Raw genomic sequence first — 22,117 nt, forward strand, 5'->3', positions numbered from 1 at the left:
CCATATGATTACAAAAAAAATATCAATAAATCATCTTTAAATCTATATTTATTTATGATAATGTATAAAAATAAAAAGTATTTACTGCAACATTTATATAAAGCGAAGGATTTCCTTCTTTTGGAAAGGTGGATAAGATGGAACCACTTCCTTTTAAACAATTACTTAAGGATCGATTTAACCAGTTATCGGCTGGACAGAAAAAAGTAGCTGCTTACCTAATTGAAAATTTAGATAAAGCTGCTTTTAAGACAGCTTTTCAAATCGGCCAGCAGGCATTGGTTAGCGAGACAACGGTCATTCGACTTTCATACGCATTAGGATTTCAGGGATTTAGCCAAATGCAGGAACTCATTCAGCAGCAGATGCTCTTGCAGAATCAAACCGCAGCGGCTGCCGATTCCATTCAATCTACTGATAAACATGTTTTTACAAAGGTGATAGAAAACCAGATTGATATATTAAGAAACATGCTAAATTCGGCTAACACCCAAGAGATTTGGAAAGCAGTTGAGGCGTTAATTAAGGCAGACCAAATTTTAATTACAGGCCACCGCATTTCTCATGCGGCCGCCTATTGGTTCTCCTACATGTTAAGTACCATTCGAGACCAAGTCCATTTATGTTCAACGTCAGGTGACTTTTTCGAAAAGTTTTGCAATCTAACCAAAGATTCAGTTGTTGTCGTGTTTTCATTTCCACGCTATTCCAATGAAACCATAAAAATTGCTGAATGTGCAGTAAGCAATGGAATTACCCTCATCTCGATAACCGACCGCCTGCTATCTCCTGCGGGCCGAATTTCCGACATCATACTAACTACTGAAGAAAATGCCGAGACCGGCACCAACTCCATTGCTTCAGTTATTAGTTTATTAGATTTAGTAATTGAGGGGATCCAAGAAAAAGATAAGGAAAGAATTTTATCATTCCAGCAAAAACTAGAACAGCTCTATACAACATTCGACGTATTTAACGAATAAGTTTAGAAGCTTTAAGGGGTGTATAGATTTGAATCCGCTAGACTTTATTGAACAGCATAAAGACGATTTACTAACAACCTATCAAGACCTTCATTGCCTAGCGGAACCTAGCTGGGAAGAAGAAAAAACATCCGGCTGTATTGCAGACAAGCTGCAGCTGGCTGGCTTCAAAGTAAAAAGGTTTAAAGATCACTACGGAATAATTGCTGAAATTCAAGGAACCACTGACCAAGTCGTGGCACTGCGTGCAGATATGGATGCACTAGTCCAAGAAGTGAATGGCGTAGTTAGACCCAATCACTCTTGTGGTCATGATGGTCATAGCACGATGGTTCTATATACGGCACTTGCACTGGCAGCTAGCGGACTTAAACCAAAACATACAATAAGGTTTATTTTTCAGCCTGCCGAAGAAAAAGGAAAAGGCGCGCTAAAAATGATGGAGGATGGCGCACTTGAAAATGTCAGCTTATTATTTGGCACCCATGTACGGCCAGTAAGTGAACTTCCCTATAGGAAGGCCTCTCCGGTGATTATTCATGGTTCAGCTGGAACAATTCGGGGAAGTATAAAGGGACGACAAGCACATGCAGCCCTGCCTAAAGAAGGGATCAATGTGATTGAGGCGGCTTCCCTTTTAGTGCAAGAACTGAAAGAAATCGACTTATCCACTGAGGTCCCCTATTCAATAAAAATGACACAGCTGACAACAGAAAGTGAAGCCACAAATGTCATCCCTGAAACGGCACATTTTGCTCTCGATGTAAGAGCACAATCCAACGAAGTTATGTCCCTGTTAAAACAGAGGGCTAAAGCTGCGATGGAATTAGCAGAAGAGCGGACAGGAGCATCCTTCACCTGGTCTATGGAGGAATTTGTTCCGGCCGCTGTTAAAAACGAAAGAGCCATAAAAATAACAGAAAAAGCGATTGGCGAGATCCTCGGCAAAGAAAATGTTGTTCCGGTATGTATTTCGGGGGGCGCAGAGGACTTTCATTTTTACACCGCTAAAAATCCCGGCCTAGCGGCTACAATGATTGGTTTAGGCTGTGGGTTAACGCCCGGTTTACATCATCCGGACATGAATTTCAATCTTGATGCACTCATATATGGATCGAAAATTTTAATACAAACCTTGTTAACAGCATTACAAGAGACTTAAATAAACAAACAATTAGGAGAGATGTGCGATGGAAAACTCAGCACGTAAAATAGATACAACGATTGAGCAATATAAAGCTCAAGAACCATTGGAAAGAAAGTTAAAAACAAGACACTTATCGATGATTGCCATCGGTGGAACAATTGGTACTGGATTATTTTTAGCAAGTGGGGCAACGATTGCGGATGCAGGCCCTGGCGGTGCTCTTGCTGCCTACTTAATCGCAGGTATTATGGTTTATTTTATTATGACAAGTTTAGGAGAAATGTCGGCGTTTATTCCGATTACCGGCTCGTTTAGCACGTATTCTGACCGCTTTGTCGACCCGGCTTTAGGCTTTGCGGTTGGCTGGAATTACTGGTATAACAACGCCATCATTGTTGCCCTTGAATTATCAGCTTCCTCGCTGATTATGAAGTATTGGTTCCCTGATGTTCCTGGGGTCGTTTGGAGCGCCATATTCCTTGTGTTGATTTTAGGATTAAATATATTATCTGTTAAAGGTTACGGTGAATCTGAATTCTGGTTTGCCATTATTAAGGTTGCTACGATTATTATTTTCATTGTGTTAGGTTTATTAATGATTTTTGGAATTATGAAGGGGCATACTGGCGGATTTGAAAACTTCACGAAAGGCGAAGCACCATTTAAAGGCGGATTCCTTTCAATTTTAGGCGTGTTTATGATTGTAGGTTTTTCATTCCAAGGAACAGAGCTTGTCGGGGTTGCGGCTGGTGAAAGTGAAAATCCCGAAAAGAACATGCCAAAAGCAATCAAACAAATCTTCTGGAGAATTTTATTATTCTACGTTTTAGCGATTATTGTTATTGGTGCTTTGGTTAGCTATAAGGATCCCTTATTATTAAGCACAGATGTGAAGGACGTAGCCGTAAGTCCGTTTACACTAGTATTTAAAAATGCAGGTCTTGCTTTTGCTGCTGCCTTAATGAATACCGTTATTCTTACCGCTGTCCTTTCTGCAGGTAACTCTGCCCTTTACGCTGCATCCCGTGTGCTATGGGTATTGGCAAAGGAAGGGAAAGCTCCCGCGTTCTTAAAGCAAGTAAGTAAAAAAGGTTTGCCTACGAATGCTTTATTAGTTTCAACCCTAATTGGTATGTTATGTTTCTTAACCTCCCTGTTTGGTGATGGTACAGTTTACGGCTGGCTATTAAATGCCTCAGGCTTAGCAGGATTTTTATCATGGTTAGGAATTTCTATCTCACACTACCGTTTCCGTAAGGCTTACATTGCCCAAGGAAGAAGTTTATCTGATTTACCATACGTGGCAAAATGGTTCCCGCTTGGACCAATCTTAGCAACAGTTTTATGCTTAGTAGCGGTTTTCGGTCAAAATTACGGCGCCTTCTTTGGTCCCAAAATTGATTGGTACGGAGCTTTGGTATCTTATATCGGCCTTCCGCTTTTCCTCTTAGCTTATTTTGGCTATAAGGTTGTGAAAAAGACCAAATTGGTTGCATTACAGGATGCGGATTTCAGCCGCGAATAAATAAAATGGGGGAATTGACATTGAATACAAAAGAAATCGAAATTCGTTCCCTATACACGATTGCAGAGCTAGAAGAAGTACGCAGACTTGAAAGTAACATTTGGGGGGAGTCAGACTCCATTCCCACACACCAAACCATTACCGCCGTCAAAAACGGCGGTTTAGTGCTTGGTGCCTATTGCAGCGGACAGCTTATTGCATTTCAATACAGCTTCCCAGGCTTTGACGGCCAGTCTGTCTACCTTTGCTCACATATATTAGGGACTGATATACAATTTCGTAATAAAGGGATCGGTGAAAAATTAAAGTTAGCCCAACGTGATGAGGCGTTAAAGCTCGGTTACTCCCTTATTACTTGGACGTATGATCCTCTTGAAAGCATTAATGGATATTTGAACATCGGCAAACTCGGCGGTGTGGTCTCCACCTATCTCCCAAACTGCTACGGCGAGATGGAAGATTTGTTAAATAGCGGACTACCATCTGACCGCTTTCTTGTCGAATGGCATATTGGTGATGAAAAACCTGCGGATACTTTCGGGAATGCCTTCGACCAGGACTTTGTTTTAACGAACTCGCTGCTTCAGTGGGGTGTAAATAATAAAGGGCTGCCTGTTGTATTGCCTTTTACACTTAAAGACTTACATAATGATACGGTTCAATTTGTGCCTGTTCCAAAAAACTATCGGACGATTCGCGAGACAGACATCAGGCTTGCCAGCGACTGGCGAATGCAAACTAGGGACGCTTTTTCTGGGCTGTTCAGCCAAGGCTGGCAGGTCAGTGGTTTTAAAAAAATCAGCAATCCGGAGATTCCGGTCAATTTCTATATTCTCACTAAGCAGTAACCTGAAGATTTAAAGGAGACTTTTGGTATGAAGATTAAGCAAGTCATTTTAAGACATCTAAAACTGGATTTACTTTACCCTTTTACAACTAGCTTTGGAACCGAATATGATAAGGATTTTATTTTGGTAGAAGTCCAAAACGAGGACGGTCTCTCAGGGTGGGCCGAATCGGTAGCGATGCTCGATCCACTTTATAATGAAGAAACGGTCAAAACTAATTGGCATATTCTAGAGGATTATTTGATCCCTATCGTTTTAAAAAATGACATCCAGCATCCCGATGAGCTGTTTGAAAAGTATTTTGCTCACCTGCGTGGGAATTATATGGCGAAGGCAGCAATTGAGGGGGCTGTTTGGGATTTGTATGCAAAAGAGCAGAATATTTCCCTTGCCCGTGCCTTAGGCGGTGAACGTTCCAAAATTGATGTTGGTGTCAGCATTGGAATCAAAGATTCCATTGAAGAAACCATGGAAACGATTGGTGAACGCCTAGCGGAAGGCTATAAACGGGTTAAATTGAAAATCAGACCCGGCTGGGATGTCGCTTTAATTGACCGGGTTCGCCAGGAATATCCTGATATTCCGTTAATGGCGGATGCCAATTCTGCATATACACTCGAAGATATGGACCGCCTGACTGCATTAGATGATTATCAGTTAATGATGATCGAGCAGCCCTTGGCCCATAATGATATTATTGACCACGCTGATCTACAGGCTAGGATGAAGACGCCGATTTGTTTAGATGAGAGTATCCATTCTGTCGAGGATGCACGAAAGGCCTTGAAGCTTGGGAGCTGCAAAATTATTAATATCAAGGTTGGGCGTGTTGGCGGGTTAACGGAAGCACGGAAGCTCCATGATTTTTGCCAAGCTAATGATATCCCTGTATGGTGCGGGGGGATGCTAGAGTCTGGGGTAGGCCGGGCTCATAATATTGCGATTACTTCTTTGCCTAATTTTACTCTGCCAGGTGATACAGCGGCTTCTTCGCTTTATTGGGCTGAGGATATCATTGAGCCTGAGGTGACGGTTAAAAATGGGGAGATTACGGTTCCGGTTTCTCCAGGGATTGGGTATGAGGTTAGTTTGGAAAAGGTTAATAAGTATACGGTTTATAGCCGTACTTATCGTGCTTAAGTTTGTTAATTAAGGGTGGCCCTTCGTAGTGAGGGGCCCCTTTTTTGTCTTTGAGGAATGTGTATTTTTTCTGAGGTGAAGGACAAGACCTTCAATTGCACCCCACATGTTGTCCTTCATACTCCTGATGAAGGACAGTACCGAGCTTGATACTTCGCAAATTGTCCTTCATGCCTTCGATGAAAGACAATACCGGGCTCGATCCCCCACATTTCGTCCTTCAATCCCCTACTCCACCTCAAAATTAGTCTGATCCAGCCACTTAAATCCCCCGCGCTCCTTTAAATCTCGAACCAATTGAAATAGCGCAGCATCTTTCTGTTTCGCTTCGATCATACAATGAATCTCCGGTACACTTCCCTTTACTTCATTCAAAAATGTTAGAAACATCTCCGGATCAACATGTTCAGCATGCGCTCGAAATTCCTTCTCCGATCGCGGGCTTGAAATATGCATCTTAATCGGCAGGGCGGAATGTCTCCAAGTAGTAACAATCCGTTCCCAATCTGATACCCAATCTTCTTCTTCATGGTTGGCAAGGTGATGATGGTAATCAAACACCATCGGAATCCCTAACTTCTCACAAAGATATAACGTATCCTTGACCGTAAAAGTAGTATCGTCATTTTCTAACATAATCATCTTTTGGATACTTGGCTTGATATAGCCCCAATTATGAATAAACTGTTCCAGTGCTTTTTCCTTATCCTCATACCCGCCGCCAACATGCAGGACACAACGATGCTCAGGATTCATCCCCATCCCCTTCAAAAGAGCCTCATGCATCGATAAAGTCTTAAGTGAGTTTTTTAAAATATCCTTATCCAATGAATTCAACACAACAAAATGATCAGGATGAAAATCAATTCTCAACGGATGCTCCTTTAAAAACTTAGCTAATTTTTCAAGTGGTTCTTTCAGAGGCTTGATATAGTTCCAATCTAGTAAATCCTCATGATTGGCGAGCGGGATCAGCCGTGAGCTAAAACGAAAAAACTGAATATCATTCCCCACATTATGTTTGAGGAGGCGCAGACAATTCTCTAAATTAGATTCAGCAATCCTTTCTAACTTCCGAATTGCTGCTTCACGGTCCTTTATTTTGGAGAATTGGGCAAACGTCATGGTTTGAGAGGGGGATGCATGCTGCAGTTCTACACTCATCGCTACATACCCAAGTTTTACAATCATATCTTCCACCTCTATTAAGTCTATTTTATTATTCTCACCTATCTATTTTTTTCAACTACAAATTATTTACTTAAAATAGGGAAATCTAAAAAAAAGTTTTGCGGAAAGAGTGAACACCACCATGCCCTTTTTTTCAAAGGTAAAAAAACAAGCCCCAACCAGCAATTCTCATGAACAAGTTTTTTTAGGAGAAGATTTTGATATCCGGTATAAATGGCTACAGCAGTCATTTAATCAATGCTCTGATATCACAATCTATGAATTAACCGCTAACCACACTCGTTGCGGGATTGTTTACTTACAAGCAATGGTTGATAAAAATTTATTTGATGAGCAGGTCCTATCCTATATCGTGAATGAGGATTTTGCCCCCTCACATCAGGAATTTATTCATAAATTACTTGAATTAAAATTGATTAGCGCTATGTCAAGCAGTGTACTAACAGATATGCAGAAGGCTGTGGAACTTGTCCTTGATGGAAATATATTAATTTTTTTCGAGGGCGACCCGCGGATGCTTGCCTTCCCATTACAAAAATTTGAGAAAAGAGCCATCAGTGAGCCGGCTAATGAAAATGTAATCAGAGGTCCTAGAGAAGCATTTGTTGAGGATATTCATACCAACATTTCCCTGATTCGCAGGAAGATCAAGTCGCCTTCCTTAAAAATGGAACAGCTTGTGTTAGGGGATTATACAAAAACAAAAGTAGTCATTGGATACCTAGAAGGAATCTGCAAGCCAGAAATCATCGAGGAAGTCAAACAGCGAATTGGCCGGATTAAAATGGATGGTGTACTAGGAAGCAGTTATATAGAAGAAAATATTGATGATTTCCCATTATCCCCTTTTCCGCAGTCGCAAAAAACAGAGCGGCCGGATGTTGTTTCTGCAGCTTTGCTCGAAGGAAGAGTTACTATTTTTGTAGATGGGACACCTATCCCTCTTATTGTACCAGTTACCCTTACTATGTTTCTTCAATCACCAGAGGATTATTATCAACGCTATGTTTTCGCCAATTTCGTCCGATGGCTGCGTATGGTCTTTATAGTTATATCGTTGCTGTTTCCATCCTTCTATATTGCGTTGACCACCTTTCATCCTGTGATGATTCCATCCGATTTATTATTGAGTGTAGCAGCTGCAAGAGATTTAGTACCATTTCCTGCAATGGTGGAGGCTTTTATTATGGAACTAACCTTTGAAGCATTAAGAGAAGCTGGACTTCGGATCCCAAAAGCAATTGGGCAGGCCATTAGCATATTGGGTGCATTAGTCATTGGGCAGGCAGCCGTTCAAGCAGGTATAGTCTCTGCGCCAATGGTCATTATTGTTTCTTTAACAGGGATTGCCTCCTTTATCGTACCTTATTTCGATTTCGGTTTTTCGATTCGTCTTCTCCGTTTTCCTATTATGATTTTATCTGGAAGTTTTGGCATTTTTGGATTGATGATTGGCTGTTTGCTCATTTATATCCATTTGGTTCACCTTCGTTCCTTTGGAACTCCATACCTTACACCTATTACACCAATACGCGCCAGTGATTTGAAGGATACCATATTAAGAGCTCCTTGGTGGTTAATGAAACGTCGTCCTTCATTCGTTGGCACAAAAGATTATAAGAGATCTAATCTTAATTATCCATTTGCAGAGGAGGATGAGGATTGAAGAAAGCCCTTATTTTCCCAATAGTTATTTGCATGCTTTTTTTAACAGGATGCTGGTCTAGTGTAGAAATAAATGACCGAGCGTTTGTCTCAACCATCCTAGTGGATAAAGGGAAGAATGGCAATATTGAAGTAACCTTAACCTTTCCACTCCCCAATCGACTTGCTACAGGTCAATCAGGCGGAATGCTGTCATTAGGGAAACCCTATGCAACCTTAACTTATTCAGGCACAAATATCTCACAAGCCTTTCATAAAATGCAGGTTGATTTGCCGCGGAGAATTAGTTTTGGACAAACGAAACTTGTAATTATTGGTCAAGAAATGGCCAGGGAAGGGATAACCAAGATATTAGAATTTATTATTCGTGAGCCCAGCCTTAACATCAATCTAGCTATGTTTGTAACACCCGGGAAGGCAAAGAGTATTATTAACATGATCCCAACCTTTGAGCGGTCGCAATCACGAATACTGTTAGGGTTCACTAAAAATGATATTGCCCTATTAACTACACCTAAGGACTTTCTTGAAACAGTAAATGGCGATATGGCCGTCAGTATTTTAAAAGTGGGTAAACGAAAAATGGTTAGTGAAAATGGAAAAAAAGTTGTTTGGGTTGGTACAGATGGAGTTGCCTTATTCAAAAATTACAAAATGGTCGGCAAGCTAACATCTCATGAAGGAAGAGGGGCCTTGTGGCTCCGAAACACGATCAAACGTGCACTGGTCACGATTCAATCACCAACAGATCACAAAGAAATTAACTTAACCGTATTGCAGGCAAAAGCAAAAATTCATCCTTCAAAAAGCGAACCATATACGTTTGATGTTCACTTCAATGTCGAAGATGACCTTTCGGAATCGGACTCAACAATCGATTTAAGTAAGGAGACAAATATTAAAAAATTAGAATTAATTGCAGAAAATGATATTAGAGAAAGGATAGAGGCAGCCTTTACTGCCTCTAAAAAAGCGGGTGCAGATGCCTTTCAATTTGGTGAATATTTATCATGGTATAAACCAAAGATATGGAAAAAATCTGAAAGGAACTGGTCGTCACTTTATCAAGACAAAGTAAAGCTTAATATCCATGTCGATATAAAGATAAAACGAAGGGGTACTGAGAATAATCCATTTTGGACAAAGGAACTAAGCCCATGATTATCATTATTTTATTTTTCATTATTATCTTTTTTTACGAATGGAATTACCTTAAGAATCGAAAACGCAAAAAAAGAACATTCTTCATTGTTTTAGGTATTATGGGTGTTTCTTTCTGTTATTGTATTTCTACACATCTTTTCAAATATAGTCTGAATCCCAATGAATTAATTGAAATCCTATTTAAACCACTGCAAGAAAAGATTATAGGTTAGGTGGGGCATAGATGAAAACTGAAGGGATCTGTCAACATCAAATCATCCATTTTTTAATTCTCTTTTTTTACTCAACATTCGTTGGTTTTTCTTCGGTCCAACTCGTTAAAATGGCACAATATGATTCCTTAATTGTCATTTGTTTCGGGGGGTTATGTGCAGTTGCTCAAGCCATTATAGGAATAAAACTTGCCAATCGAAGACCAGATGAATTTATTGTGACTTATGGAAAAGAAATCTTTCCTTACTGGATCCACCTCCTCCTTATGGTGGCAATGTTCTTTTTTTGCTTTCACGGCAGTGCCTTTATGTTAAGAGAGTATGAGGACTTCATTATCCAAGTCTATCTGCCGGAAACACCAAATTGGGCCATCGGAGTTCTCTTTGGTGCTACTGTTGCCATAATGGCTCGATTAGGTATCGTGACGCTATTTCGATCAGCTCAAGGTTTATTTTTTATCACCATCTTGGCCATTCTTTTAAACACTGTCTTTGTTGGAAGAGAGCTAAGATGGGAGCGATCGATTGCTTTTATAACCACTCATGATTTCCAAGGGATTCTACAAGGAAGTTACTTTATTTCGCCCTTTTTCAGCGAGATAGTCCTATTAATTTTTATCTTTCCTTATATTATGGATAAGGAAAAAACAAGAAGATCGCTTTTTTGGGCGATATTCCTTTCAATTAGTCTGATTATCCTCTATATTGGTTTTTTACTACTTCTTTTTGGCCCAAATTTAACAGCTCATTTAGCCTATCCAATACTAGAGATGGTTCGATTCATTAAAATTGCCGAATTTATTGAGAACTTAGATCCAATATTAATTGCCGTGTGGTCTACAATGGTTTATATCAAAATTAGTTTTTTCTTTTATTTAGCAGTTCAAATCCTTGCTCAGTTATTAAAACTAAAAGATTACAGACCCTTAACGTTTTCATTAGCAGCCGTGGTGGTTTCCATGTCAGTAACTATGGCGGAGAACTATGCAAGTCTTGTTAATGTTTATGAACACTCATGGCCTACCTTCGCCCTTTGTATAGAGTCCATCCCATTATTGTATCTTCTAATGGATACCCTTAAGAACTATGTAAAGAAGAAATCGATGAACCCAGTCGAGAAAAGAACATAAAAAAACATAAGAGGAGCAAGGACAATGTCCTTGCTCCTCTTATGTTTATTGATGATTATAACTTCTTGGCTTAGATGATTTACCGCCAGTTCGTTTTTCACCATTTCTTGGCTTTACCGGTGCCTTTTTTCGGTTACGGTCAGAGTTGTATGAACCTCTAGAATCGTCTCTTCTGCGGCGATCGCTGCGGTCAAATTGTTTTCTTTCCCGTTTTTGTGGAAGTGGAGCCTCTTCAGTCAATTTAACTGGAGTAGTATCCGGCTCTTTCGTTAACATTTTTAAAACTGCTGCTACAACCGTTGAAGCATCATTAGCTTCAAGTAATTCCTCTGCAGCTGCTTTATAATAATGAAGATTGTTGGATTCAATGGTTTGAGTAATTTTATCTACTACCGCACGTTGTTGACCTTCCAAAGCTTCATCTAATGTTGGAGCCTTCATACGTTCCATCTTCCGTTTAGTTGTTTTTTCAACAACTGCAAGGTAAGACTTTTCACGTGGTGTAATGAATGTCATCGCTACACCAGTTTTTCCGGCACGACCCGTACGGCCGATACGGTGAACATAGCTCTCCGGATCTTGAGGGATATCAAAGTTATAGACATGGGTAACACCTGAAATATCAAGCCCCCGTGCCGCTACGTCTGTTGCAACGAGCACATCAATTGCACCTTCTTTAAATTTGCGAAGGACTTGAAGACGTTTTGCCTGGCTTAAGTCACCATGAATACCTTCTGCTGTATACCCTCTTAGATTTAATGCTTCAGATAGTTCATCAACACGGCGCTTTGTCCGGCCGAAAATAATCGCGAGTTCCGGTGATTGAATATCAAGAAGCCTTGTTAACACATCAAATTTATTTCTTTCTTGAACTTCAAGGTAATATTGTTCAATTAAAGGAACAGTCATTTCTTTCGCTTTTACACGAACAATCTGCGGTTCCTTCATGAATTTTTCTGCCATTCTTTGAATTGGTCCTGGCATTGTCGCAGAGAACAATAGTGTTTGGCGCTCTGCAGGTGTTGAAGCAAGAATCGATTCAATATCTTCAATGAATCCCATGTTCAACATTTCATCTGCTTCATCAAGGATAACGGTATTAACGGTATCAAGACGCATTGTTTTACGATTAATGTGGTCTAATACACGTCCAGGGGTTCCAACAATAATATGTGGAGCTTTCTTTAAAGAACGAATTTGGCGGCTGATATCCTGGCCACCGTAAATTGGTAATACGCGGACTCTTTTTCCTGCGCCAATTTTATAAAGTTCTTCAGAAACCTGAATCGCTAATTCCCGAGTTGGCGCAATAATAATCCCTTGGATGGCATCCATTTTTACGTCAACTTTTTCCACCAACGGAATTCCAAAAGCAGCTGTTTTTCCTGTTCCTGTTTGAGCTTGCCCGATCAAATCTATACCTTTTAGCCCCAACGGAATCGTTTCTGCCTGGATTGGTGTAGCTTCCTCAAAACCCATTTTGAGTACAGCTTTTAAAGTGGCCTGACTTATGCCTAATTCTTCAAACTTTGTCAATGTTTTCATTCTCCTTCATCTATATAAAAAATATTTGGTATATAAGTGCTGAATATACAAACATACGCATCAAAATGCGGTAATTTCCACTTCTTTATTTTACCAAAAAAAAGACATTCTCCAAAAGAGTATGCCTTCAATCATCGTTCTTTAGACACGTTGATGAATATCATACCACTGTTACTATTAATTTGCAATAAGGACATCTTTTAAACCATCCTTAAACCTTAAACTGGCTTTTTCTTCATCAAAAATTCAAATACTTGAGAAAATAGGGAATCCCGTGCCTCACAGTGGCATATGAGATGCTTGGAATCTTTGATATAGGTGAGCATTTTCTGCTTTGCACTTATGGCTTGGAATAAATATTCAGCACTTTTAGGCGGCACAATCCCGTCAGATTCCCCTTGTGCAATGAAGGTGGGTATATTTACCTGATGCAATAGAGGTTTAATAAAAGAAACAAGTCTACGGAACTGCAAAGTAGCCGCAAATGGTGTCTCTGTTATTTTTCTTTTATAACGGAGAAATAATTCATTATCTTGTAAATTTCCGCGCAAGGAATCAATGATGATCTCCTTGATATCGAGTGCTAACTGTTTGGGGTTTACATAGAAAGCAGCAGCGCTTAAAAGGATCAGCTTGTCCACAGGGTACTTGGCGGCGAGATAACTGGCTATCATACCACCCATTGAAAAACCAATCAGATATACTTCGTCACAGGAATCAATTAGTTTTATCAATTCGGCTTCTGCGTGATTGATCCACTCCTGATACTGGACCCCCTTTAAAGAGGAAGGGGTACCATGCCCAGGCAGGGTAGGAACACAAAACTTCCAATCTGTTCGTTTCTTTAAATACTCTGCCAAGGGCTCTACTTCATAAGGAGCACCCGTAAAGCCATGAATAAGTAAGCAGCCAATCATATTCTCACCAGCCAATTCCCTTTACTTCTTTTGTAAAGCTTGAACAATTTCCTCTAATCTCATTCCGCGTGATGCCTTTACAAGAACAAGTGTCGTTTCATCAACATACATCTTTAATTTTTCAATCAGTTTTGACTTATCTCTAAAGGCAAATATCTTATGTTCACCTAGTGTCCGATTGGCTCCTTGGGCAATATGATCCCCTAATTCACCATAAGTGAATAGATAGTCAATTTTTTCAGGATTTAGTCCTGTACCTATTTGCAAATGGTATTGCTCTTCCTCCGGACCCAACTCGAGCATATCCCCCAGCACGAGAATTTTACGTTTGTATCCCTGAAGATTAGATACCAATTCAATCGCCGCCATCATCGATGTAGGACTGGCATTATAAGCATCGTTAATGATCTTTTCGCCCTGTTTTCCTTCAACCAGTTCCATACGCATGTTAGTTAACTTAATGTTAGCCAATCCTGCGTTCATTTTTTCAAAAGGAATGGAAAAATAATGGGCGATGGACATAGCAGCGAGTGCATTCAATATATTATGAGTGCCAAGCACAGGCAGCTCATAGACTGTCTCTGAAACATTAATCTTAAAGGAGTTGCCTTGCTCAATTTGAGTTATATCCTTAGGATAAAGGTCATTCGTTGTGCTTCGGCCAAACGTTTGGATATTAATATTCCCTTTGTATTGGAAAATACGCTCCATGAGTAACGGCTCATCCCCATGAAGAACAGCAAGTCCACCATCACGCAGCCCTTGAAGAATTTCAAGTTTCGCTTCCGCTATACCTTCCCTTGAACCGAGGTCAAGCAAGTGAGATTCCCCGATGTTTGTAATCACTACGGCATCTGGGCAGGCAAGCTTGGTCAAAAAGGCAATTTCTCCTCGGCCACTCATTCCCATCTCCAGCACTGCAATCTCTGTGTCTTCATTTAACCCTAAAACGGTTAAGGGCAGTCCCAGGTGATTGTTATAGTTCCCCTCGGTCTTTTGAACCTTATACTGTGTTGATAAGATACTGGCTGTCATATCCTTAGTGGTTGTTTTACCATTACTTCCAGTAATACCGACTACTTTTACCGACAATTCCTGGCGATATTTACGTGCCATCTCTTGCAGGGCAGCAAGACAGTCCTCAACAATTAAGATTGGCAGCCCTTGCGGCGGATTTGGAACATCTTTTTGCCAAAGGGACGCGGCTGCCCCTCTTTTGATTGCTTCCTCTACATATTTATGTCCGTCGGCATGTTCACCTTTAAAGGGTACGAATAAATTTCCCGGCTGAATTTTTCGCGTATCTATGGTAACTCCCTCAATGACAATACTTGCGAAAGGGGTAATATCATTTAGGGCCATGGTCATTTCTGAAATCTCTTTTAAAGAACGTTTAATCAATTGGATACCCTCCTTCTTCTATTTGCTTTTTGTAAATAGAAACGGACACGGCATCCCAAGCCGTGTCTCTGGTCTTTTATTTAAAACGTATACTTAATCTGTTGTTTCTCCGCATGTCTTTCTTGTGCAAGCTGAACCAGACGTTCAATCAGCTGTGGATATTCTAAGCCTGTGTGCTTCCATAATAGCGGGAACATACTGAAAGGGGTAAAGCCAGGCATCGTATTAACCTCATTAATTAAGGCCCTGCCATCCTTTGTTAAAAAGAAATCCGCACGAACTAGGCCGGAACAATCAAGAGCCTTAAACGCTTGAACAGCCATCTTTTTCATTTCAGCATATTCTTCCTCGGTAATCTCTGCCGGAATAATTAATGCTGTTTCACCATCTTCATATTTCGCTTTGTAATCATAAAAATCCTTCTTTGGAACAATTTCACCGGCAACAGAGCATTCTGGCTCATCATTCCCAAGGACAGCAATTTCAACCTCACGGGCCACGACACCCTCTTCAATAATGACTTTACGGTCAAATTGGAAGGCTTCTGCGAAGGCTGCATCTAATTCTGCACGATTGGTACATTTGCTTATTCCCACACTGGAACCAAGGTTTGCTGGTTTTACAAAGCATGGATAACCTAGCTGCTCTTCGACACGAGCATAGGTCTCATCCTTAGCCTTTGCCCACTCACTTTTAATAAAAGAAACATAATTTACCTGAGCGAGCCCCGCTTGTGCGAAAATATTTTTCATCAAGACTTTATCCATTCCTGCGGCTGAAGCAAGAACACCATTTCCTACATATGGCAAATTAAGCAGCTCTAATAAGCCCTGGACGGTTCCATCCTCACCGTTTGGTCCGTGTAACAACGGAAAAATAACATCAAGCGGTTCAGACCCTTGTTGACTTGCTTGAAAAAGTGCAGGAGCAAGTGACAGGGGTGATAATTGAGGTGCGTTTGTAAATTCAAGCGCTTGAACATTTTCAACCGGCTCGATTAACTGCGGCCCCTTAATCCACTGTCCTTCAACATTTATGTAAATAGGATAGATTTCAAATTTTTCAAGGTCTAACGCTCGGATCACTGCAAGCGCTGTTTGTAAGGATACCTTATGCTCCGCAGATTTCCCCCCATATAATAAACCTAATTTTGTTTTCATTTTTATTCCTCCAAGTTCTCATTCACGTTATATTTTAACACTTTACCAATTAAGAAAGGAAATATAGGCACTATGTTTTTTAATGTTTTTTCTTGTTTACTATTTTATGATACCTAGTGCTTGCTTCAATACCACTATCCATATTTTCTCACAGTTTCTATCAATCAGCCCTGATGTTTAAGACGCTTTTTTAGTCTATATAGATTCAAAAGAAAAACAGTCCTGTGATTGGGACTGTCATTGCATCTTAAAGAACATTGAGTTTCCACTCTTTTGTTCTTTTGTCAAAAATTAATTTGGCGTGGTACGGCTTATTAGAAATTTGTTCGTACTCTTCATACATATCATCCATATTGGCAAAATCGCCCATGACCCAGATTGGAACTTCAATACGCGTCCGCTGATGCTCAGCATCACGTAAAGAAATACAAATTCCCTCTTTCATAAATGGCGTTAATGAGAGCAGAAATTCTTTATTAACCTGTGGGTATGTCCGTTTTTTCCTAATTCCAAGGATCGATTTTTCCAGCTTTAATTCTCCAAGTTTGCCTGCAATCACTTCACTTAGCAAATGGAAAAAGTCTTTAAAGCTTCGATAATAAGTTTTGTTAAACCACCCGTCATCATTAGCTAAATAAACAAACCGATTGCCAAGTTTATTATAAAAGGGCAGCCTTAAATGCTGCTTCTGATGTCCTAGGTATAATAATTCAGCTAATTCCTGACCAGAAAGTTCATTCAATACCTCTTCCTCGGTAAAATCAATCCAGCAAAAATTTCCGTAACCGTACACATCCTCTGAAGCCAGCTTATCTATTCGGTCGTCTGGACAATATTCGAGCAGTGTATGCATATTAAAATCAGCATCATCAAAACGGTGCTTCAGTAAAAGCAAATGATTTAATGAACCTGAAAAAGCAGCAGCAAATTCGCTGAATTCGATACCATAGGTCATTACATACTGGTCTGATTGATTAAGATGTACATAGATGAGATCCCGTATGTCTTGATGATGCTTTTTCAAAGCCAAACTCCCCCGATCAACCACATGTAATATGTTAACGGAAAGTTTCCATGAAACTTCCAATTTCCCTTTATAATCCTTCCTTATTTTATCAAATTATAGGCCTAATAGCATATTTCATTTCTTTTACAAAAAATTTTCATGATTTACACATACTAATTTTATATATCCTACTCCTTATTATTTGTTCATCTACCATTTTTAACAGTATTTTTTAACGGCACCCACAGAAAGGGGCAAATAAATATGATAAAAGATATGACTGCAAACGAAATCAGCCTTTATATTATTAAAACCCTAAAGGAAAATAAAAAAGCGGAATTTGAAGCCATCCTCGAGGAGCTTCAGCCCTATGATGTGGCTAAAATTTATGAAGACCTGCCGGAAAAGCATAAAGGGAGATTTCTGCTTTTTTTAAACACAGATGTCCTGGCAGATTTGATGGAGGAGCTTGATAAAGAGGAGCAGCTCGAATTATTAAATATTCTTGGAATTGAAAAGACCAGTAAAGTGTTGGACTTGATGGACAACGATGATCTGGCCCTGTTGTTACATGAATTGTCTCCTGAGAAGAAGAATTCGCTGTTATCAGGAATGAAAAAAGAGGAATCCAGTGCGGTTCAAGGTATTATGAATTATCCGCCGGAAACAGCCGGTCGAATTATGACAAACCGCTTCGTTTGGATTCGGGACTATTTTACGGTAAGGGAAGCCGTAGACAAGTTTAAAGTATTTGCTGAGTTTGCAGAATCCATTAACTATTTGTATGTGATTGATGAGGCCCGCAAGCTTGTGGGTGTTGTCTCTTACCGCGATTTATTGCTGGCGGAACCGGATGAAAAGATTCGTGACATTATGTATGAACGGGTGATTTCCGTTTCGGCTGCCACTGACCAGGAAATCGTAGCCCAAACAGCTGAACGTTATGATTTCTTAGCCATCCCGGTTGTGGATGAAAACACTGTCTTGGTTGGGATTGTGACGGTCGATGACATCATTGATATTTTCATCCAGGAGGCTAATGAAGATATTGAAAAATTATCAGCATCAGGGAAATCAATTGATTTTGAAACAAAAACCTTAGTAGCTGCCGCGAGGCGTTTGCCATGGCTGATTTTATTATTATTTATCGGTGTTATTTCAGGAAGAATCATCAGTAGTTTTGAGGAGACTCTGCAGCGCGTCGTGGCACTCGCCTTTTTTATGCCGATGATTGCCGGGATGACTGGGAATACCGGGACCCAGTCGCTTGCGGTAGTGGTGAGGGGGCTGATTACACAGGATATAAATCGAAGGGTTATCACTCGCTTAATCGCACGGGAACTTGGTGTTGGGATTACAATTGGTGTGACTTGTGCGATTATTATTGCCATTATCGCCTATATTTGGCAAGGTAATTTAATTTTGGGAGCTGTCGTAGGTTCCTCGCTCTTTTTTACACTGATTATCGGCACCCTCGCCGGTACGATCATTCCATTGATCTTATATCGTTTGAAGATTGACCCGGCTGTGGCGTCCGGACCGCTGATTACCACTTTAAATGATATTTTTTCACTGATGACTTACTTTGGGATTGCAACTATGTTTTTGAAGCATTTGATGTAAATACATTGTTAAAATGAAACCTTTTGCTTATCTAATCGTTAATATTAGAAGTCTCTCTACTGAATAAGACATGTTTTCTGCACTCCCACCATATTTATTTCAATATGAGACAAACTGGTATAAAATAAGAAACATAATTTGTTAACAAGAAATAAGCGAAGGTGAACTATGACAGACTATATTAACTCAATTTTGGAATTTTTTTCGCAGTTAGGCTACTTTGGGATTGCTTTAGGACTAATGATTGAGATTATCCCAAGTGAAATTGTTTTAGGCTATGGCGGCTATATGATTTCCCAGGGACATTTGAATTTTGTCGGTGCGGTCATTGCCGGAACGATCGGTGGGACGATTGCCCAGCTATTTTTATATTGGGCAGGTTATTATGGGGGAAGACCGTTTTTGGAGAAATACGGGAAATATGTCCTTATTAAAAAGAAACATATTGATGTCGCTGAACAATGGTTTGAAAAGTATGGTGCCGGGGTCATCTTCTCTGCTAGGTTTATTCCGGTTGTGAGACATGCGATTTCCATTCCTGCGGGAATAGCTAAAATGCCTGTCAGCAAATTTACTTTTTACACAGTTGCTGCAGTATTGCCATGGTCGATCCTCTTTTTATATTTAGGCAAGGTGTTAGGGAGCAATTGGTCACATGTAAAAGAAGTGGCACATCCTTATGTATTACCGCTCATTATCGCGGCTATTGTTTTAGGAGCTATCTATTATTTAGTCAAAAGAACGAAGAAAACCACCGATTAATACTCGGTGGTTTTTCATGTCGACTGCTTTGAGAATTTCGCTTGGGCCCAGGCATCGAGTTTTTTTACATGCCGTTTTCCAATAGTGAAGCCATACAAAAGCAGCAATAAAATAATCAGCGTAAACAGATCTATCTTTTTTGTGGAAATGAAATTAATAATCCCCATTAGTACTTGTGGAATCACGCCTGTTAGAGCGAATAAAACGGTCGCCACCTTAAACCAAAAGCCTGATTTGAGTCCATACCGTGCATATAGGAGAAAAAAGGTAGACGCCCAGGCAAGTATTTCAAGACTGACTAAAATCACCCATTTATTTTCAAGAAGAAAATTCAAAATTAAAACCCCCTATCCCATAATAAAAAGCCTGAGAGAAAATCGCGTCATGACGCATTTCTCCCAGGCTTTTCTCCTTCCGTGTATACAGCAGCAAAGGCTTCTGTACGTTTTCTCTCGGACCAGCCTGGCATTCTGCCACGGAACCCTAGAAAACCTTCTATATATAATATTTTTTAGCAAAGCGGACATTCCTATTTTTTAAAATGATAAGGAAGTGTCGCGACAATAACCTTCTTTTTAAAAATCAAGTAAGCTCGAATTAATAAGCTTGATTGATTATGGAGTATATTGTGCCAGCTCTTTTTTGTAATAAATTGCGGAATTAACACCGTAACACGATAATTATTTTCACTTGCTTTATGCTCAACTGTATCTATAAACTTCGATAATGGGCTCAAAATGCTCCGATAGTGTGAATGTAATGTAACTAATCGAACATCAGGCTGCCATTTCTCCCATTTTTCCTCAAACCGCTTCTCATCTTCTCGATCAAAGGAAATATAAACAGCGAAGATTTGATCTGTTAAAGATTTAGCATAATTTATAGAGTTTTCAACGACCTTTGTTATTCCTGCAACCGGTACAATAATAACATTCCCTTGAACCGGCATCGCTTCATCTTCTGGATGAATTCGCAGCTGTTCCCCGACTGCCTCATAATGCGAATTAATTCTTTTAAACATGAGGACAATCAGCGGCAAGAATATAAAGACAAACCAAACCTGGCTAAACTTTGTAACAAAGAAAATAATTAAAACCGTTAAAGTGATCAAGGCACCAACTAAATTGGCACTTAACTTCGCTGCCCAGCCAGTCGGCTTTCCGCGAAGCCATTTAATAATCATCCCCATTTGCGACAAAGTAAACGGAATAAATACGCCTACCGCATAAAGCGGGATTAAGTGTTCTGTTTGACCCTTTGAAGCGATAATTAGAAGGATGGAAGCGACTCCTAAAGACACAATCCCATTGGAGTAACCGAGTCGGTCTCCCCGGATCGTAAACATCCTTGGCATGTACTTGTCCTTTGCAAGGGCAAACGCCAAAAGAGGAAATGCTGAGTAACCAGTATTAGCGGCTAGCACCAAGATTAAGGCTGTTGTTCCTTGAATAAAAAAGTAAAGATAATTTCGTCCAAAAGTTTCTTTAGCAATTTGGGAGACAACTGTTTCATCAGCCTTCGGAGCTATTCCATAATAATAGGCTAAGAATGTTATTCCGGAAAATAATAAGGCCAACAGTGAGCCCATTAAGACTAATGTCTTCGCAGCATTTCTAGGTGCTGGGTCCTTAAAGGTAGGAATGGCATTGGAAATAGCTTCAACACCAGTTAGAGCTGAACATCCTGACGCAAAGGCACGTAGCAGAAGAAACAAGGTAATGCCCTGTACAGGTGCACCAATAGACGCATGTTGAACAGATGGGGAAACATCACCTGTTACTATTTTAAAAACGCCTACGCCAATTAATATGAAAAGACCAATCACAAATAAATAAACTGGATAAGCTAGAATCGAGGCAGACTCGGTTAACCCGCGCAGATTTAAAATCGTAATTAATACCACTAATACACAAGCAATGGAAACGGTATGTGCATGTAAAGACGGAAAAGCAGAAGTAATCGCATCTGTACCTGCCGTCACACTTACGGCCACCGTTAATATGTAATCGACTAATAAAGAGCCACCGGCAATTAAGCCAGCCTTTTCTCCTATATTTTCCTTCGATACGACATAAGCCCCTCCACCGTGAGGGTATGAATAAATAATTTGACGATAAGATAAAATGAGTGCTGCTAATAGGAATAAGACTCCGACAGCAATCGGAACGGAATACCAGAAGGCTACAACGCTAATGGTTGCTAAGACAATCAGGATTTGTTCTGTCCCGTATGCTACTGACGACAAGGCATCTGAAGATAAAATGGCTAACGCCTTTAATATACCTAACTTTTGCTCGCCTAACGCCGTCGACTTTAACGGACGCCCGATTAAAAAACGTTTAAAAGAAGAAAGCACGTGATTTTCACCCACCACTTTTTAATGTAGAATTACCGATTGATTTTATCATAACCGGGTTATTAATATGAAGCATTTCTTTAAAAAAACGTACATATTTGACATTTTATTGAACACTATTTTATGTAAGCGTCCATCATTGAAGAATGAATAGCTACCATTACTGTCTCCGTTTTCTAATGGAATCATCCATTTTGTTAGACAGAACAGAAAAGGTATGGAATACTCCATACCTTTTTAATTACCCATTTTGTGAGTACTTAAGCGATCCCGATATAAGAAAAAATAATAAAGAAGCATCGAAATAGCGATTGAGACAGCTGCCGTCCGATAAATACTACT

The 22,117-nt window shown here is 40.0% G+C and carries 18 protein-coding genes and 1 riboswitch; of the genes, 10 read left to right on the forward strand and 8 right to left on the reverse strand.

Going from position 1 to position 22,117, the window contains the following annotated elements; genetic code table 11:
• The first annotated feature begins 137 nt into the window (after positions 1 to 137).
• The 5 genes from V7266_RS22760 to menC are packed head-to-tail and all read left to right on the forward strand — an operon-like array spanning position 138 to position 5,643.
• Positions 138 to 983, forward strand: coding sequence for a MurR/RpiR family transcriptional regulator (locus tag V7266_RS22760; RefSeq protein ID WP_335471257.1), 846 nt, complete (start codon positions 138 to 140; stop codon positions 981 to 983).
• 28 nt (positions 984 to 1,011) lie between these two features.
• Positions 1,012 to 2,145, forward strand: coding sequence for an amidohydrolase (locus tag V7266_RS22765; RefSeq protein ID WP_335471258.1), 1,134 nt, complete (start codon positions 1,012 to 1,014; stop codon positions 2,143 to 2,145).
• A gap of 28 nt (positions 2,146 to 2,173) precedes the next feature.
• The gene (locus tag V7266_RS22770) at positions 2,174 to 3,655 is read left to right on the forward strand and encodes an amino acid permease (protein ID WP_335471260.1); all 1,482 of its coding nucleotides are present in this window, start codon (positions 2,174 to 2,176) and stop codon (positions 3,653 to 3,655) included.
• A gap of 20 nt (positions 3,656 to 3,675) precedes the next feature.
• Positions 3,676 to 4,503: a GNAT family N-acetyltransferase gene (locus V7266_RS22775; RefSeq protein WP_335471261.1), complete on the forward strand. Its 828-nt coding sequence runs from the start codon at positions 3,676 to 3,678 to the stop codon at positions 4,501 to 4,503.
• A 27-nt stretch (positions 4,504 to 4,530) separates the two neighbouring features.
• Positions 4,531 to 5,643, forward strand: coding sequence for an o-succinylbenzoate synthase (menC, locus tag V7266_RS22780; RefSeq protein WP_335471262.1), 1,113 nt, complete (start codon positions 4,531 to 4,533; stop codon positions 5,641 to 5,643).
• 228 nt (positions 5,644 to 5,871) lie between these two features.
• Here menC and uvsE read toward each other — a convergent pair whose 3' ends face one another.
• Positions 5,872 to 6,834: a UV DNA damage repair endonuclease UvsE gene (uvsE, locus tag V7266_RS22785; protein ID WP_335471263.1), complete on the reverse strand. Its 963-nt coding sequence runs from the start codon at positions 6,832 to 6,834 to the stop codon at positions 5,872 to 5,874.
• Positions 6,835 to 6,955: 121 nt separating this feature from the next.
• On the opposite strand from uvsE, the gene V7266_RS22790 reads away from it, so the two are divergent.
• The 3 genes from V7266_RS22790 (at position 6,956) to V7266_RS22800 (ending at position 11,005) form a co-directional block, all read left to right on the forward strand.
• Complete coding sequence (locus V7266_RS22790) at positions 6,956 to 8,500, forward strand: spore germination protein (protein WP_335471264.1); 1,545 nt, start codon at positions 6,956 to 6,958, stop codon at positions 8,498 to 8,500.
• Complete coding sequence (locus V7266_RS22795; RefSeq protein WP_335471265.1) at positions 8,497 to 9,660, forward strand: Ger(x)C family spore germination protein; 1,164 nt, start codon at positions 8,497 to 8,499, stop codon at positions 9,658 to 9,660. Before V7266_RS22790 ends, V7266_RS22795 begins: the two co-directional genes overlap by 4 nt.
• 226 nt (positions 9,661 to 9,886) lie before the next feature.
• A complete protein-coding gene (locus V7266_RS22800; RefSeq protein WP_335471266.1) occupies positions 9,887 to 11,005 on the forward strand; it encodes a GerAB/ArcD/ProY family transporter in 1,119 nt (372 codons plus the stop codon).
• A 45-nt stretch (positions 11,006 to 11,050) separates the two neighbouring features.
• Here the strand turns inward: V7266_RS22800 and V7266_RS22805 are convergent, their stop codons facing one another.
• From V7266_RS22805 to V7266_RS22825, 5 genes are all read right to left on the reverse strand, one after another.
• Positions 11,051 to 12,550, reverse strand: a complete 1,500-nt coding sequence (locus V7266_RS22805; protein WP_335471268.1) for a DEAD/DEAH box helicase — start codon at positions 12,548 to 12,550, stop codon at positions 11,051 to 11,053.
• 218 nt (positions 12,551 to 12,768) lie between these two features.
• Positions 12,769 to 13,467 carry an alpha/beta hydrolase gene (locus V7266_RS22810; protein ID WP_335471291.1) on the reverse strand — a complete coding sequence of 233 codons (699 nt, stop codon included), beginning with the start codon at positions 13,465 to 13,467 and terminating at the stop codon, positions 12,769 to 12,771.
• 21 nt (positions 13,468 to 13,488) lie between these two features.
• Positions 13,489 to 14,868 (reverse strand): UDP-N-acetylmuramoyl-tripeptide--D-alanyl-D-alanine ligase, encoded by a 1,380-nt coding sequence (locus V7266_RS22815; RefSeq protein ID WP_335471269.1) that lies wholly within the window; start codon positions 14,866 to 14,868, stop codon positions 13,489 to 13,491.
• A gap of 80 nt (positions 14,869 to 14,948) precedes the next feature.
• On the reverse strand, positions 14,949 to 16,028 hold the full coding sequence (locus V7266_RS22820; protein WP_335471271.1) for a D-alanine--D-alanine ligase: 1,080 nt from the start codon (positions 16,026 to 16,028) through the stop codon (positions 14,949 to 14,951).
• A 247-nt stretch (positions 16,029 to 16,275) separates the two neighbouring features.
• A complete protein-coding gene (locus V7266_RS22825) occupies positions 16,276 to 17,052 on the reverse strand; it encodes a hypothetical protein (RefSeq protein WP_335471272.1) in 777 nt (258 codons plus the stop codon).
• A gap of 246 nt (positions 17,053 to 17,298) precedes the next feature.
• On the opposite strand from V7266_RS22825, the gene mgtE reads away from it, so the two are divergent.
• Together mgtE and V7266_RS22835 are read left to right on the forward strand one after the other, a co-directional pair.
• A complete protein-coding gene (mgtE, locus tag V7266_RS22830; RefSeq protein ID WP_335471273.1) occupies positions 17,299 to 18,657 on the forward strand; it encodes a magnesium transporter in 1,359 nt (452 codons plus the stop codon).
• Between the two features lie 168 nt (positions 18,658 to 18,825).
• A complete protein-coding gene (locus tag V7266_RS22835; protein ID WP_335471274.1) occupies positions 18,826 to 19,419 on the forward strand; it encodes a DedA family protein in 594 nt (197 codons plus the stop codon).
• A 14-nt stretch (positions 19,420 to 19,433) separates the two neighbouring features.
• Here V7266_RS22835 and V7266_RS22840 read toward each other — a convergent pair whose 3' ends face one another.
• Together V7266_RS22840 and V7266_RS22845 are read right to left on the reverse strand one after the other, a co-directional pair.
• Entirely contained in the window at positions 19,434 to 19,754 is a 321-nt protein-coding gene (locus V7266_RS22840) for a hypothetical protein (protein WP_335471276.1), read from the reverse strand.
• A 58-nt stretch (positions 19,755 to 19,812) separates the two neighbouring features.
• Positions 19,813 to 19,917, reverse strand: a riboswitch (guanidine-I (ykkC/yxkD leader).
• A gap of 31 nt (positions 19,918 to 19,948) precedes the next feature.
• On the reverse strand, positions 19,949 to 21,775 hold the full coding sequence (locus V7266_RS22845) for an APC family permease (RefSeq protein WP_335471277.1): 1,827 nt from the start codon (positions 21,773 to 21,775) through the stop codon (positions 19,949 to 19,951).
• Positions 21,776 to 22,117: the final 342 nt, after the last annotated feature.

Origin of the sequence: Neobacillus drentensis (assembly GCF_036965645.1) — a bacterium.
Classification (GTDB): domain Bacteria; phylum Bacillota; class Bacilli; order Bacillales; family Cytobacillaceae; genus Neobacillus; species Neobacillus drentensis_D.